We start from the raw sequence: 13,524 nt of genomic DNA, 5'->3' as shown, positions 1-13,524 counted from the left end.
CCTCATGGCCCTGTCCAACGAAGAAGTCCTCGCCGGCCTGGCCGAGCTGATCAACGACGAGACCGGCATCGCGACCGACACCGTCGCCGCCGACAAGTCGTTCACCGACGACCTCGACATCGACTCGATCTCGATGATGACCATCGTCGTGAACGCCGAGGAGAAGTTCGACGTGAAGATCCCGGACGAAGAGGTCAAGAACCTCAAGACCGTGGGCGACGCCGTCGACTTCATCGTCAAGGCGCAGGCCTGACGCGAGCTTCCTGAGCGCCGCGGCCCCGGCGGAACTGCCGCGGGCCGCGGCGCTCGTCTCGTCCACCCCCGGCTCCCCACGCGAGCCAGCTCGTCCAACGAAAGAACACGTCGTTCCATGACCAACAAGACCGTCGTCGTCACCGGGATCGGTGCGATCACACCCCTCGCCGCGACCGCCCCGGAGACGTGGGAAGCGCTGCTCGCCGGAAAGTCCGGCATCACCCGCATCGAGGACCCGCGCTACGCCGAGCTCGAACTCCCCGTCGAGTTCGCCGGCCAGGGCCGCCGGTTCCTCACCGACCAGCTCACCCGCCCGGAGACGAAGCGCCTCGACCCCTCGTCGCAGCTGTCGCTCGTCGCCGCACGCGAAGCCTGGGCCGACGCCGGCATCGACGCCGAGTCCGTCGTCCCCGAGCGCCTCATCGTCGACTGGGCGACCGGCATCGGCGGCGTCAACACGCTGCTCGACGCCTGGGACACCCTGCGCGAGAAGGGCCCGCGCCGCGTCATGCCGATGACGGTGCCGATGCTCATGGCGAACGGCCCCGCCGCCGCCATCGAGATGGAGTTCGGCGCCCGCGGCGGAGCCCGCACGTACCTCTCGGCCTGCGCGTCCTCGACCGAGTCCCTCGCCGAGGCCTACCGCCACGTCGCATCGGGCGAGGCCGACATCGTCATCACCGGTGGCGCGGAGGCCGCGCTGCACCCGCTGCCCCTCGCAGCGTTCGCCGCGATGCAGGCCCTGTCGCGCCGCAACGACTCCCCGGAGACCGCCTCGCGGCCGTACGACGTCACGCGTGACGGCTTCGTCCTGGGTGACGGCGCTGCGGCGCTGATCCTCGAGACCAAGGAGCACGCCGAGGCCCGCGGCGCGAAGATCTACGCCGAGGTCGCCGGTGCCGGCATCACCTCGGACGCGTTCCACATCACCGCCCCGGACCCCGAGGGCAGCGCCGCCGCCCGCGCGGTCATCACGGCGCTCGAGCACGCCGGCGCCGCCCGCGAGGACGTCGTCCACGTCAACGCGCACGCGACCTCCACCCCGGTGGGCGACGTGGCCGAGTACCACGCCATGCGTCGCGTCTTCGGCGACCACCTGGACAACGTGGTCGTCTCGGCGACCAAGGCGTCCACGGGGCACCTGCTCGGCGGTGCCGGCGCGATCGAGGCCGCGTTCACCGTCCTCGCCCTGCACGAGCGCGTCGCCCCGCCGACGATCAACCTGACGCAGCAGGACCCGGAGATCGTCATGGACGTCGCCACCGCGCCGCGCGAGCTGCCGGCGGGCGACCTGCTGGCGGTCAGCAACTCGTTCGGCTTCGGCGGGCACAACGCCGTGGTCGCGTTCCGCTCGGTCTGACCCCCGGTCACGGTCTGGAGGCCCGTCCTGCGTCCGCAGGGCGGGCCTCCGTCGCGTCGTGGCCGGCCCCGGCACGCCCGCACCGGCCGCCGCATCACCCTCCCCGCTCACCGTTCTCCCTCGCGAAGGCGACACATCGCGCCCCCCGCACGCGTGTCTGTCCCGCGAGGGCGACACATGCCCGCCGATCAACCGCGCGGAACCGTCGCCTTCGCGGATCGGGCGCGACAAGTGCGTCCGGAGACCGGTCCGTGCGTGGCCGCCGCCCGCCGCGTGCGGTGCCGCCCAGCACGTCAGGTGGCGGGGTACGACGGACGCCGCCCGCTCCGGAGGGAGCGGACGGCGTCCGAGGTGCGAGAGGAACCGGGCGGGCGGAACCGCGCGGGTCAGCCGACGCGGTGCAGCCAGACGACGGGGTTGCCCTCGGCTGCGTGGCGGAACGGCTCGAGTTCGTCGTCCCAGGCCTGCCCGAGCGCGAGTCGGAGCTCTCGGTGCAGCTCGAGGGCGTTGCTCCCGGCGAGCTCCATGGCGTAGCGGACGCGGTCTTCGGGGACGACCATGTTGCCGGACACGTCGGTCTGCGCGAAGAAGACGCCGAGGTCCGGCGTGTGCATCCAACGGCCGCCGTCGGACTCCGCCGTCGGTTCCTCGGTGACCTCGAACCGCAGGTGCTCCCAACCGCGCAGGGCAGAGGCGATCGCCGCACCGGTGCCGACCTGCCCGGTCCAGGTGAACTCCGTCCGACGGGAGCCGTCGAGCGCGGGCTGGTCGAGCCACGAGAAGTTCACGGCGCGGCTCATCGCGCGACCTGCCGCCCATTCGACGTGCGGGCAGAGCGCGCGTGGTGAGGAGTGCACGTAGAGCACCCCTGTCGTCGTTCCGTTCACGATTCCTCCGCTTCGTCAGGTGCGACTTCCCCATCGACCTGTGGTGCGGAGCCCCGGAACGGGACATCGGTATCCGATTGTGATGTCCTTGCGGACACGCCCATTATGCATGGCACCGGCTGCGAACGCCACACCCGGGTCGCACGGATACCGGCGGCGTCAGTGCTCACCGTTCAGTGCAGGACGGTTCCGGTGGCGTCGACCGGGTGGCGCTCCCCCGCGCGGAGCGGGACCGGGATCCGGTTCTGCTCGGGTGGGATCGGGCAGGCGAACTGGTACGAGAACGCGCACGGCGGCAGGACGAGGCGGTCCCAGTCGAGGAGCACCTCGGCACCGGAGTCATCTGCACCGGGCGCATCGGCACCGGGCGCATCGGCACCGGGCGCATCGGCACCGGGGTCGTCGAGGTACAGGAACCGGCCCATCGAGTACGAGCTGCCGGGGTCGTCCTCGGGCAGGGCGCTCGTGGCGTCCTGCACGATGAGCTGCAGGCGGGCAGCACCGTGGTGGACCGCCGAACGCACCGCCAGGAGCTCCAGCGGGACGCCGTCGACCTCGGTCGAGACGGTGCCGGCGACCACGAGCGGATCGCCGGCGGCGTCGACGACGCTGCCACGGTCCTCCTGGCCGGTGGTCGCCCGGAACCTGCCGGAGGTGACGTGCGACGGCGACACTCCGAAGCGCGCGATCGTGGCGAAGCGGGTGACCGCGTCGCTCCCCGGGTCCCACACCCGCAGCGTGTGCCCGTGCACCGTGGCGGCCGTGCCGTCCGCGAAGGCGACCGTCGAGGGGACGACCGCCTGGTCGCCGGCGACGAGCACCGCGCCGTCGACCGGGACGCGTCGACGACGATGCCGTCCGCAGCGTCGGCCGTGACCGTCAGTCCGCCTGCGGCCGGCGCCCACCGCCCCGGCACGGGCCAGACCGGCTGGGGCTGCTCGACGAGCTGCGTCGTCACCAGGGCGAGCGGTCCCCGCGCGCTGCGGGCCCAGCGGTCACGCTCGGCGACGTGGTCCGCCAACGACTGCTCGGTCACGACTGCTCCTGGCGGGGGTAGATGACCTTCTGGACGATGATGATCACCGACGCCGCGAACGGCACGGCCACGAGCGCGCCGAGGACTCCGCCGATCGTGCCGCCGGCCACCGCCGCGATGACCACGAGGGCCCCGGGGACCTGCACGGCTCGGGACATGATTCGCGGCGAGATGAGGTACGCCTCGACCTGCATGTAGACGAGGTAGTAGATCGCCGCGGCCAGTGCGGTCGCGGGCGAGGCGAACAGGCACAGCAGCGAGATGATGATCGCCGCGGCCAGCGTGCCCACGAGCGGGATGAGCGACCCGAGGAACGCGAAGGTCGCCAGGAGCACCGGCAGCGGCGCCCCGATGATGAGCAGGAACACCAGGCTGAGGATGCCGTTGATGAGCGCCTGGCTGATCTGCCCGACGACGTAGCGACCGACGGCCTGGGTGATCTGCTCGCTGACGTCGATGAAGTTCTCGCGCCGGGTGGCCGGGACGAACCGGTACGCCATCGACTTGAGGCCGCGCATCGACGCCAGGAAGTACAGCATCAGGATGATGACGATCACGGCACCGGTGAGCCCGGAGAGGATGCCTCCGCCGACCGCCAGGATGCCGCCGCCCAGGCTGAGCAGGTTGCCCGGGTCCTCGACGAAGGACTGCAGGGACTGCAGCGCGTGGTTGATGTCGAACGAGCCCGCGAACTGCTGCGACAGGTCCTGCACCCACTCCTGCCGGGAGATGTCCTGCACGATCTCGGGGAAGTTCTGGATGAGGTTCGTCGCCTGCTGGATGAGGATCGGGACGACTGCGAACACGACCCCGGCGAAGGCAGCGAGGACTCCGACGACCACGATCGTGATCGCCGACCACCGCGGGATGTACCGCTCGAGGAACGACACCAGCGGGTCGATGCCGAGCGAGAGGAACAGGGCGACGCCGATGTAGACGAGGACCGTGCTCAGCTCGCTGACGATCGTGCCCACGAGCAGGGCGATCAGGACGCCGAGCGCCCCCGTGAAGCCGATCCGGAAGGCATTGACCCGGACCCCGGTGCCGACCCGGGTCGCCTCGAACGTCACGTTCGGGGTCGGGCCGTGCTCCTCCGACTCGTCGTGCTTGCGCTTGAACTGCATGGGAGACGGGTCAGCCTTCCTCGGGCGTTTCGCGTAGGGCGGGCGGGACTTGAACCCGCGGATCGTTCGGTTATGAGCCGACTGCCTTGACCAGCTTGGCTACCGCCCCTCGGAGACCGTTCAGGCCACCGCTTCCCCACGATACAGCGACTCGAAGGTCGACAGCGTGCGGTTGATGTCGTGTGCCTCGATCATCGCCAGGCTGCGCTCGCGCATCGTCGTGTAGTCCTCGTCCGACGCGGTCAGTACGGTCGTGAGCTTCGCCGCGAGGTCGGAAGCGTCGCCCGGGGTGAAGAGGTACCCGTTGCCGTCGATCAGGTGCGGCAGCGCCATCGAGTCGGCCGCCACGACGGGGAGCCCGGAGGCCATCGCCTCGAGCGAGGAGATGCTCTGCAGCTCGGCCGTCGACGGCATCGCGAACACGGTGCCGTTCGTCAGCGCCTGCCGCTTCGCCTCGTCCGTGACGAAGCCCGCGAACCGAACCCGGTCGTCCAGGCCGAGCTCGTGCACGAGCGCCGTCAGCTTCGGGATCATCTCGCCGCCGCCGACGATGGTCAGGTGCGCGTGCAGCTCGGCGGGGATGAGCGGGAGTGCCCGGACCAGGACGTCGAGGTTCTTCTCGGGGGCGACGCGGCCGACGAAGACGATCTCGTTCGTGGCCGGTCGTCCCGGTCGTGCGGTGTAGCGGGCGGCGTCGATGCCGCACGAGATCGCGAGGACCTGCTGCCCGGCGATCGCCTTGCGCAGGTAGTCGGCGGCGAGCACCGTCGGCGTCGTGATGGCGTCGGCCAGCCGGTAGGTCTTGGCGGCGTCGTTCCAGGCGATCTTGAGCGCGATCGGCAATGTGAACCGACCGAACGGCGTGTACTCGAGCAGGTTCTCGGGCATGAAGTGGTTGGTGCCGACGACGCGGATGCCGCGCTCGTGGGCCTCCTGCACGATCCCGCGCCCGATGACGATGTGGGACTGGATGTGCACGACGTCCGGCTGCACGGCGTCCAGGATCGGGCCGGTCCACTTCCGGACGCTCCACGGCCAGACGAAGCGGAGCCACGCGTGCCACGGCCACTTGTACGACTTCAGCCGGTGCACCGTGAGGGTGACGCCGCGGTGCTCCTCGTCGAACGTGCCGTGGTGGGCGCTCGACGCCGGGGCGACGACGTGCACCTCGTGCCCGCGTTCGGCGAGGCCGACGGCGAGCTGCTCGGCGAACGTGGCGGCGCCGTTGACGTCCGGCGGGAAGGTGTCCGCAGCGATCAGGACACGGAGCGGTCGGGAGCCGCCCGTCGCACCCGTCGGTTCGGCGGTGGCGGTGGTGGCGTCCTCTGACACGGCTGGCGTCGTCCTCTCGTGGGCGGGTGCTGGTCGGTGCTCGACGGTACCGCACGCTCCCGGAGGGACGCGTCCGCCTCGCGGCGGACCCGGGCGGCGGTCAGGCGGACGAGCGGGCGGGCGGCAGCGCGCAGCGCCGCTGGTCAGCTGCGCACAATGCCGCCGGTCAGCTCCGCACAGCGCCGCCGGTCAGCTCCGCACAGCGCCGCTGGTCAGCTCCGCGACTCCGGGTGGTGCTTGGCGAGCAGGAAGACCCCGGTGATCGCGACGACCGCGGCGACGAGGAACCCGAGCACGGCGAACCAGGGCGCCCCCTGGGCCTCGCCGAGCACCACGACGCCGATGCCGACCGCCACGATCGGGTCGATCACGGTGAGCCCGGCGATGACCAGGTCGGCTGACCCGCTCGAGTACGCGTTCTGCACGAAGTACCCGCCGAGTGCCGCCGCGACCACCACCCCGACGATCGCGAGCACCGTGAGCCAGTCGAACGTGCCGGCCACGAACCGGTTGAGCACGACCTTCGCGAGCGTCGCGACGAAACCGTAGAGGACGCCCGCCGCGACGATGTAGTACAGCGCGACCTGGTGCTTCGCGGCGAACCGGAACGAGACGAGCACGACCGCCAGCACCACGACCAGGATGAGCAGGATCGTCGTCAGCTGGGCGGCGTCGATCGCGCTCTCGCGACCGACGAAGGCCGCGATCGCGACGAAGATCCCGACGCCGACGATGCACGTCCAGACGGCACGGCGCGCCTGCTGTCCGAGCGGCCGGCCGCTCGACCGCGACGAGAACCACGTCGTGATGACGAGCGCCACCGCTCCGAGCGGCTGCACGACGATGAGCGGCGCGTTCGTGATGCTGAAGAGCTGCAGGACGACCGCGAGCCCGAGCATGAGCGTGCCGAGCACCCAGTACCCGCTGCCGAGCAGCGCGAGCACGTGCCGGACCGAGAGCCCCTTGGACTGCCGGCCGAGCTTGGCCTCGACCCGCTGGACGCCGCGGCTCTGGAACTGCGCGCCGAGCGACAGGAAGACCGCACCGACGAGGGCGACGGGGATCATCAGGGCCTGGAAGGGTGTCAGGTTCACCGCATCCGGGATCGGGAGGTCCGTCGTCACGCGATGAGGCTACCGGTCACCGCCGGATAACCTGGGTGAATGGCCGTTCTCCCCATCCGCATCACCGGCGAACCCGTCCTGCACGAGCGCGCAGCCGAGGTCACCGTCTTCGACGACGACCTGCGCACCCTGGTGGACGACATGTTCGAGACCATGGACCTGGCCCCGGGGGTGGGCCTGGCCGGACCGCAGGTCGGCGTCGGGAAGCGGCTCTTCGTGTACGCATGGACCGATGATGACGAGGTCCTGCACCGCGGCGTCGCGGTGAACCCCGTGCTGTGGACGAGCCCCCTCGTGCCCGAGGCTGTGGAGGAACTCGACGAGGACGAGGAGTCCGAGGGCTGCCTCTCGATCCCGGGCGAGCGCTTCCCGCTGCGCCGCGCCGAGGGCGTCCTGCTCCGCGCCGTCGACGCCGAGGGCACCCCGTTCGAGGTCGAGGCCCACGGCTGGCTCGCCCGGATCTTCCAGCACGAGTACGACCACCTCGACGGCTACCTGTACGCCGACCGCCTCGGGCACCCCTACGCCAAGCAGGCGGCGAAGGCCGTCCGCAAGAGCAGCTGGGGCGTCCCGGGCAAGTCCTGGCTCCCCGGCCGCGACCACCCCGAGGGCTGACGCAGCGCTGCCCGGTACGGTCCGCCGCGGTCCGGCGCGCTCACCGGACCGGCCTGGAGGCGCGGCTCAGCCCCGGTGGGCGAGCAGCGCCTCCTGCAGGCGGTCCCGTTCCGGGTGGCCGGGGCAGTACTCGAGGAGCCCGGCGGCGACGCGCGCCTGGTCGTCCGTCTCGACGGCGGCCGTCCACGGTGCGACCCCGCGCTCCGCGCAGGTCGCCGCGAGGTCGCGCAGGTCGACGGTGTCGTCCGCTGCGCGGACCGCGGCCTGCTGCTGCGCGGACATCTCGGTCCCGGTGATCGGTTTCGCGGTGCAGTCCGTCCGGTCCGCCTCCCACGCGGCGGCGTAGGTCGTGTAGGTCTCCGTCGCGTCGCCCTGCCCCGTACGGCACACGAACGCGAAGACGATCGGCGCGCTGCCGGACGCGGCGACCTCAGCCCCGGAGGTGGCGTCGACCGAGCCGTCGAGCTCGGGCTCGACCCCGGCCGTGCACCCCGCGAGGCCGAGCGCCGCGGCGACGATGACCGTCGTGGCGAGGGCGCGGCGCAGGGTGGTCACCTGTGAACGCTAACAGCTTCCGTCCGGACGCGACCTGCGAACCCGGCGCAGCCAGCCCAGCCCGCCCCAGCCGGCGGCCCCGAGACTCGGCTCGGCGGACAAGACTCGCGGCTCGCAACGCGCGTCTCGTCCGGCAGCGCGAGACTCGGCGCACCCGACCACCGCGCCCGCGCAACCATCCCGCGCACGGCCCACGCACGGGCCACGCACGCGAACCTCGCCCCGGAACGCGAGAAAGCCCCCACCGCGAACGGTGAGGGCCTGCCTGCTCCCCGAGTTGGACTCGAACCAACAACCTGCCGGTTAACAGCCGGCTGCTCTGCCAATTGAGCTATCGAGGATCACTGCCCGCTGAGGTGAACCCCCTGCGAACAACGGGTACCAGCATAGCAGGACGCAGCGGCCGCTCCGCGCATCCGCCGCGCATCCCGGGCGCGCCGCACGCGGACCCCGCGACGACCGCGCGCGGTCAGTACCCGGCGGCGGGGTCGACCACCCCGACGAACCCCTCGCCCGCTCCGCCCAGGAACGCGGTCGTGTTCGTGCGCACGCGCTCGGCGAGGAGCGGCGCCACCATCTCCGGCGTGTCCGCCTGGTGCGGCGTGATGACGACCCCTGGTGTGGTCCACAGCGGGTCTCCGTCCGGCAGCGGCTCGGGGTCCGTCACGTCCAGCCCGGCGCCGGCGACCTCGCCGTCGTGCAGTGCGGCCACCAGGGCGTCGGTGTCGACCAGACCGCCGCGGGCGATGTTCACGATCCGGGCGCTCGGCTTCATGCGGGCGAACTGCGGTGCCCCGAGGAGCTTCGCGGTGCCGCTCGTCATCGCCGCGGCGACCATCACGACGTCGGCGTCCGGCAGCACGGCGTCGAGCTCGTCCGTCGTGACGGTCCGGTCGGCGCCCGGCACGGGGTCGCTCGAGCGCCGCACCACGGTCACCGACACCTCGAACGGTGCGAGCAGTCGGATGTACTCGAGCGCGATGCCCCCGGCGCCGATGACCACGACGTTCCGGCCGTACAGCGAGACGCCCTCTGGCTCGGTCGCCCACGAGGTCGCCCGGGCACGCTTCGGCAGGACACGCAGCGTCGCGAGCGTCAGGGCGAGGGCGTGCTCGGCGACGGGCTCGGCGTACGCGCCCTTGGCCGAGGTGAAGAGCACCCGGTCCCCGTGCTCCTCGATGAGGTGGGCGAACGCGTCCACCCCCGCGAACGGCAGCTGCACCCACCCGACGCCCGGCGCCCGGTCGAGCGCCGCGGCGAGCCCGTCGGGGTCGCGCGCGTCGAGCCAGACGACCGCGCGGGTGTCCTCGTCGAGCGCTGCGACCGTCCCGCCGGCGTCGGTGACCGCGGCGACGTGCAGGTCGGCCGGCGACGGCAGGATCGCGACCGGTCCGGCGGTGGGCGGCGCCACCGGGAGCGGTGCGCCGGCGTCGGTCACGACGGCACGGTGGCCGCGGGCGGAGGTCCCGGTGGTGGTCGTCATGCGTGCTCCTGTCGTTCGGCGCGGGGGCCGGTGCCGGCCGCGGCGACGGGCCGACGGGGTGCGGCGGACCGGGCCCCGGAAGCCGTGGCCGGTCGACGCTTGACCGGCCGGGACGCCGTCGCCGCCAGGGTCTTCACGTACGGGTCGACGGGGTTGTCGAGGACCTCGTCGAAGGTGCCGAGCCCGACCACGCGGCCGTCGGCCATCACGGCGACGCGGTCGGCCAGGGCACGGGCCTCGCGGAGGTCGCTCGAGACGACCACGGCGGAGAACTGCCGGCCCCGCTGCAGGTTCGTGAGTGCCTCGAGCACGGACTGCCGCACGAGCACGTCGACACCGCGGGCCGGCTCGTCGGCGACGAGGAGCTGCGGTTCGAGGACCAGCGCACGGGCGAGGGCGACACGCTGCCGCTGGCCGCTCGAGAGCTCCCAGGTGTTCAGTCGCATGACCCCGAGCGGCAGGTGCACGGCGTCGACCAGGCGGGCCACGATGAGCCCGGCCTCCTTCCGGTCGAAGCGACGGTCGCGCACGTAGATGGGTTCGGCGATCGCCTCGCCGACGGTCAGGTCCGGGCTCAGCCGGTCGGCGCCGTCCTGCGGCAGGTACCCGATCCGACCGGTCAGCCGGGCGGCCTTCCGCGACGTCGGCCGGAGCCCGCGGACCTTCTGCCCGAGCACGGTGAGCTCGCCACCGGTGATGTGCCGTCGGTGCGCCCCCTCGCCCTCGCCGGTCGCGCCGAGCTGTCCGGCGATCGCCGCGGCGAACGTGGACTTGCCCGAGCCTGACTCGCCGAGCACGGCGAGGATCTCCCCCTGTCGGACGGTCAGGCTCACCCCGTCGACGGCCCGGATCGCGGCTGCGCCGCGAGCCCCCCGGTACTCGATCGAGACGTCGTCTGCGACGACCGCCGGGCCGTTCACCGCGATCATGGATCCCCTTCCGCGGCGCCCCTGACTGCGACCGCGCCTGTCGGTCGCGACGGTGCGGTCACGACGTGGTGCGGTGGAGGTGACCGCCTGGAGGCGCAACCCGCGTCGCGGACGCGGGTCGCGCCTCCAGGCTGGTCGCCACCGGATCAGGACCCGGCGTGCTCCAGTTCGACCAGCGTACGCCGTCGCTCGGCCTGCTCGGCCGGGTCCGGGACCGGCAGCGACGCGAGGAGCCGCTGCGTGTACGGGTGCTGGGGCGCCCCGAGCACCTCGGCGGTCGTGCCGGTCTCCACGAGGTCACCGCGGTAGAGGACCGCGATGCGGTCCGACAGCGCCCCCACGACCGCCAGGTCGTGGCTGATGAACAGCGAGGCGAAACCGAGGTCCTGCTGGAGCTCGAGGAACAGCTCGAGCACGCGGGCCTGCACGGACACGTCGAGCGCGCTCGTCGGCTCGTCCGCGATGAGCAGCTTCGGCCGGAGCGCGAGCGACCGGGCGAGCGACGCGCGCTGCCGCTGGCCACCGGAGAGCTCGTGCGGGTAGCGGTCGCCGTACGCGGCGGGCAGCTGCACCGCCTCGAGCAACTCGTCGACGCGCTTCCGGGCGACGCGGGGGTTCCGGACCTCGCCGTGCACGACGAGGGGTTCGGCGACGCACTCCGCGATCGTCAGCAGCGGGTTGAACGAGGTCGCCGGGTCCTGGAACACGAACCCGATGTCCTTCCGGTGGCGCTTGAAGTCCCGCTCGCGGTACCCGAGCATCTCGGTCCCGAGGACGTTCAGCGAGCCGCCCGTGATGCGCGTCAGGCCCGCGATGGCCCGGCCGATGGTGGTCTTGCCGGAGCCGGACTCCCCCACCAGTCCGAGGACCTCGCCGGGACGGATCGCCAGGTCGACGCCCTTCACCGCGCGGAAGGCCGGCGAGCCGAGCCGGCCCGGGTACTCGATCTCCAGCCCGCGGGCCGACACCAGCGGCTCGACGTCCTCGGTGATCGCGGCACGACGGGCGGTCCCGGTCGAGGCCTCGAGCCGGGGCACGGCGGCGAGGAGCTTCTTCGTGTAGTCGGCCTGCGGCGCCGCGAAGAGCTCGGCGACCGGGGCCTCCTCGACCACCTCGCCCTGGTACATCACGGCGACGCGGTCGGCCAGGTCGGCGACGACGCCCATGTTGTGCGTGATGATGACGATCGCCGCGCCGAACTCGTCGCGGCAGCGGCGGAGCAGGTCGAGGATCTCCGCCTGCACCGTCACGTCGAGCGCGGTGGTCGGCTCGTCGGCGATGATGACGCTCGGCTCGAGGGCCAGGGCGGACGCGATGACGACGCGCTGCTTCTGCCCGCCGGAGAACTGGTGCGGGTAGTGGTCGACGCGCTGCTCCGGGTCGGGGATGCCCACCCGCCGCAGGTAGTCGACCGCCTTCGCCCGCGCCTCCTTCTTCGAGACGCCGCCGTGCGCCCGGAGGCCCTCGGCGATCTGCCACCCGACCGTGAAGACCGGGTTGAGCGCCGTGGACGGCTCCTGGAACACCATCGCACCGGCGGTCCCGCGGAGCTCCCGCAGCTTCGCCGGGCCGACGCTGACGACGTCGGTCCCGTCGAGGTACACCGCGCCGCCGAGCGTCGCCGTCTCCGGCATGAGGCGGAGCATGCTCCGGGCCGTGACGGACTTGCCCGATCCGGACTCGCCGACCAGGGCCAGGACCTCGCCGGGACGGACGTCCAGGCTGACACCCTTCACGGCGTCGACGGCGCCGCCGTCGGTCGCGAAGGTGACGGTCAGGTCGTCGACGACCGCGACGGGTGCGTGCTGCTGGTCGTTCGCTGCGCCGGTCATGCCGTCGCCCCTTCCGTGGTCGCGGCCTGCTTGCGCGACACCAGCTGCTTCAGCCGGCGACGGGCGCGGAGACGCGGGTCGGAGATGTCGTTGAGGCTCTCGCCGATGAAGGTCACGCCGAGCACGAGCACGACGATCGCGACGCCGGGGAACACGCCGGTCCACCAGACGCCGGAGGCGACGTCCGACAGCGCGCGGCTGAGGTCGTAGCCCCACTCGGCCCCGGCGGTCGGGCCGATGCCGAACCCGAGGAACCCGAGGCCGGCGAGCGTCAGGATCGCGTCGCTCGCGTTGAGCGTGAGGATGAGCGGGAGCGACCGCGTCGAGTTGCGGAGCACGTGGCGCGTCATGATCCGCCACGGGTTCGTGCCCACCACGCGGGCGGACTCGACGAAGGCCTCGTTCTTCAGCCGGACGGCCTCGGCACGGACGACGCGGAAGTACTGCGGCACGTAGACGACCGTGATCGAGATCGCCGCGGCGACGATGCCGCCGGAGTAGCTCGAGTTGCCGCCGGAGATGACGATCGAGACGACGATCGCCAGGAGCAGCGACGGGAACGCGTAGATCGCGTCCGCCACGACGACGAGCACCCGGTCGAGCCAGCCGCCCAGGTAGCCGGACACCATGCCGAGGATGACGCCGATCGTGATCGAGACGACCACGGCGACGATGACCACGAGCACCGCGGTCCGCGCGCCGAACACGACGCGGCTGAACACGTCGAACCCGCCGACCGTGGTGCCCCAGATGTGCTCGGGGCTCGGAGCACCGGTGCGCGGGAAGCCCTGGCCGTCGGCGCCCTGCAGCTGGCCGAAGCCGTACGGGGCGATGAGCGGCGCCGCGATCGCGACGATCAGGTACAGGGCGCAGATGACCACGCCGGTGATGAGCATGGCGCGCTGCCAGCCGGTGCTCCGGCGGAGCTGGACCACCACGGGCAGCCGCTTCCAGAGCGGCTCGTGGCGGTCGACGAGCGAGACGTCGGCCAT

13 protein-coding genes and 2 tRNA genes are annotated in these 13,524 nt (G+C 72.3%); 3 read left to right on the top strand and 12 right to left on the bottom strand.

The genetic code is table 11. The features are described 5' to 3' along the window. Positions 1–4: 4 nt before the first annotated feature. Together HUN59_RS10950 and HUN59_RS10945 are read left to right on the top strand one after the other, a co-directional pair. Complete coding sequence (locus HUN59_RS10950) at positions 5–253, top strand: acyl carrier protein (RefSeq protein WP_058741348.1); 249 nt, start codon at positions 5–7, stop codon at positions 251–253. Between the two features lie 117 nt (positions 254–370). Next, positions 371–1,615, top strand: coding sequence for a beta-ketoacyl-[acyl-carrier-protein] synthase family protein (locus HUN59_RS10945; protein ID WP_174778357.1), 1,245 nt, complete (start codon positions 371–373; stop codon positions 1,613–1,615). Between the two features lie 386 nt (positions 1,616–2,001). On the opposite strand, the gene HUN59_RS10940 is transcribed toward HUN59_RS10945, so the two are convergent. The 6 genes from HUN59_RS10940 to HUN59_RS10915 all read right to left on the bottom strand — a co-directional run bounded on the left by HUN59_RS10940 (position 2,002) and on the right by HUN59_RS10915 (position 7,118). Then, a complete protein-coding gene (locus tag HUN59_RS10940; RefSeq protein WP_058741346.1) occupies positions 2,002–2,502 on the bottom strand; it encodes a DUF3145 domain-containing protein in 501 nt (166 codons plus the stop codon). Positions 2,503–2,675: 173 nt separating this feature from the next. Next, on the bottom strand, positions 2,676–3,323 hold the full coding sequence (locus HUN59_RS10935; RefSeq protein ID WP_174778356.1) for a DUF1684 domain-containing protein: 648 nt from the start codon (positions 3,321–3,323) through the stop codon (positions 2,676–2,678). A gap of 211 nt (positions 3,324–3,534) precedes the next feature. Beyond that, on the bottom strand, positions 3,535–4,662 hold the full coding sequence (locus HUN59_RS10930) for an AI-2E family transporter (protein ID WP_144801427.1): 1,128 nt from the start codon (positions 4,660–4,662) through the stop codon (positions 3,535–3,537). Between the two features lie 34 nt (positions 4,663–4,696). Next, positions 4,697–4,771 (bottom strand) — tRNA-Ile (locus HUN59_RS10925). An 11-nt stretch (positions 4,772–4,782) separates the two neighbouring features. Next, positions 4,783–5,994: a glycosyltransferase gene (locus tag HUN59_RS10920; RefSeq protein ID WP_174778355.1), complete on the bottom strand. Its 1,212-nt coding sequence runs from the start codon at positions 5,992–5,994 to the stop codon at positions 4,783–4,785. Between the two features lie 212 nt (positions 5,995–6,206). Continuing rightward, positions 6,207–7,118: a hypothetical protein gene (locus HUN59_RS10915; RefSeq protein ID WP_058743394.1), complete on the bottom strand. Its 912-nt coding sequence runs from the start codon at positions 7,116–7,118 to the stop codon at positions 6,207–6,209. A 39-nt stretch (positions 7,119–7,157) separates the two neighbouring features. Between HUN59_RS10915 and def the strand changes: the two genes are divergently transcribed. Next, a complete protein-coding gene (gene def / locus HUN59_RS10910; protein WP_058743393.1) occupies positions 7,158–7,733 on the top strand; it encodes a peptide deformylase in 576 nt (191 codons plus the stop codon). Positions 7,734–7,799: 66 nt separating this feature from the next. Here def and HUN59_RS10905 read toward each other — a convergent pair whose 3' ends face one another. From HUN59_RS10905 to HUN59_RS10880, 6 genes are all read right to left on the bottom strand, one after another. Further along, a complete protein-coding gene (locus HUN59_RS10905) occupies positions 7,800–8,288 on the bottom strand; it encodes a hypothetical protein (protein ID WP_174778354.1) in 489 nt (162 codons plus the stop codon). A gap of 268 nt (positions 8,289–8,556) precedes the next feature. Next, positions 8,557–8,629, bottom strand: a tRNA-Asn gene (locus HUN59_RS10900). A gap of 128 nt (positions 8,630–8,757) precedes the next feature. Further along, positions 8,758–9,771, bottom strand: coding sequence for a D-isomer specific 2-hydroxyacid dehydrogenase family protein (locus HUN59_RS10895; RefSeq protein ID WP_174778353.1), 1,014 nt, complete (start codon positions 9,769–9,771; stop codon positions 8,758–8,760). Next, positions 9,768–10,700: an ATP-binding cassette domain-containing protein gene (locus HUN59_RS10890; protein ID WP_083520025.1), complete on the bottom strand. Its 933-nt coding sequence runs from the start codon at positions 10,698–10,700 to the stop codon at positions 9,768–9,770. Before HUN59_RS10890 ends, HUN59_RS10895 begins: the two co-directional genes overlap by 4 nt. A 146-nt stretch (positions 10,701–10,846) precedes the next feature. Then, positions 10,847–12,532, bottom strand: a complete 1,686-nt coding sequence (locus tag HUN59_RS10885) for an ABC transporter ATP-binding protein (protein WP_174778352.1) — start codon at positions 12,530–12,532, stop codon at positions 10,847–10,849. Next, complete coding sequence (locus HUN59_RS10880; protein WP_058742427.1) at positions 12,529–13,524, bottom strand: ABC transporter permease; 996 nt, start codon at positions 13,522–13,524, stop codon at positions 12,529–12,531. The genes HUN59_RS10885 and HUN59_RS10880 overlap by 4 nt, the downstream gene beginning before the upstream one ends.

The organism is Curtobacterium sp. Csp2 (assembly GCF_013347165.1).
This window is presented reverse-complemented; position numbering and strand designations above follow the sequence as displayed.

Bases quoted from the DNA above. Each gene is read 5' to 3' on its own strand.
- HUN59_RS10950 (WP_058741348.1), top strand. From the start codon at position 5: ATGGCCCTGTCCAACGAAGAAGTCCTCGCCGGCCTGGCCGAGCTGATC.
- HUN59_RS10945 (WP_174778357.1), top strand. From the start codon at position 371: ATGACCAACAAGACCGTCGTCGTCACCGGGATCGGTGCGATCACACCC.
- HUN59_RS10930 (WP_144801427.1), bottom strand. From the start codon at position 4,662: ATGCAGTTCAAGCGCAAGCACGACGAGTCGGAGGAGCACGGCCCGACC.
- def (WP_058743393.1), top strand. From the start codon at position 7,158: ATGGCCGTTCTCCCCATCCGCATCACCGGCGAACCCGTCCTGCACGAG.
- HUN59_RS10895 (WP_174778353.1), bottom strand. From the start codon at position 9,771: ATGACGACCACCACCGGGACCTCCGCCCGCGGCCACCGTGCCGTCGTG.
- HUN59_RS10890 (WP_083520025.1), bottom strand. From the start codon at position 10,700: ATGATCGCGGTGAACGGCCCGGCGGTCGTCGCAGACGACGTCTCGATC.
- HUN59_RS10885 (WP_174778352.1), bottom strand. From the start codon at position 12,532: ATGACCGGCGCAGCGAACGACCAGCAGCACGCACCCGTCGCGGTCGTC.
- HUN59_RS10880 (WP_058742427.1), bottom strand. From the start codon at position 13,524: ATGGCCGACGTCTCGCTCGTCGACCGCCACGAGCCGCTCTGGAAGCGG.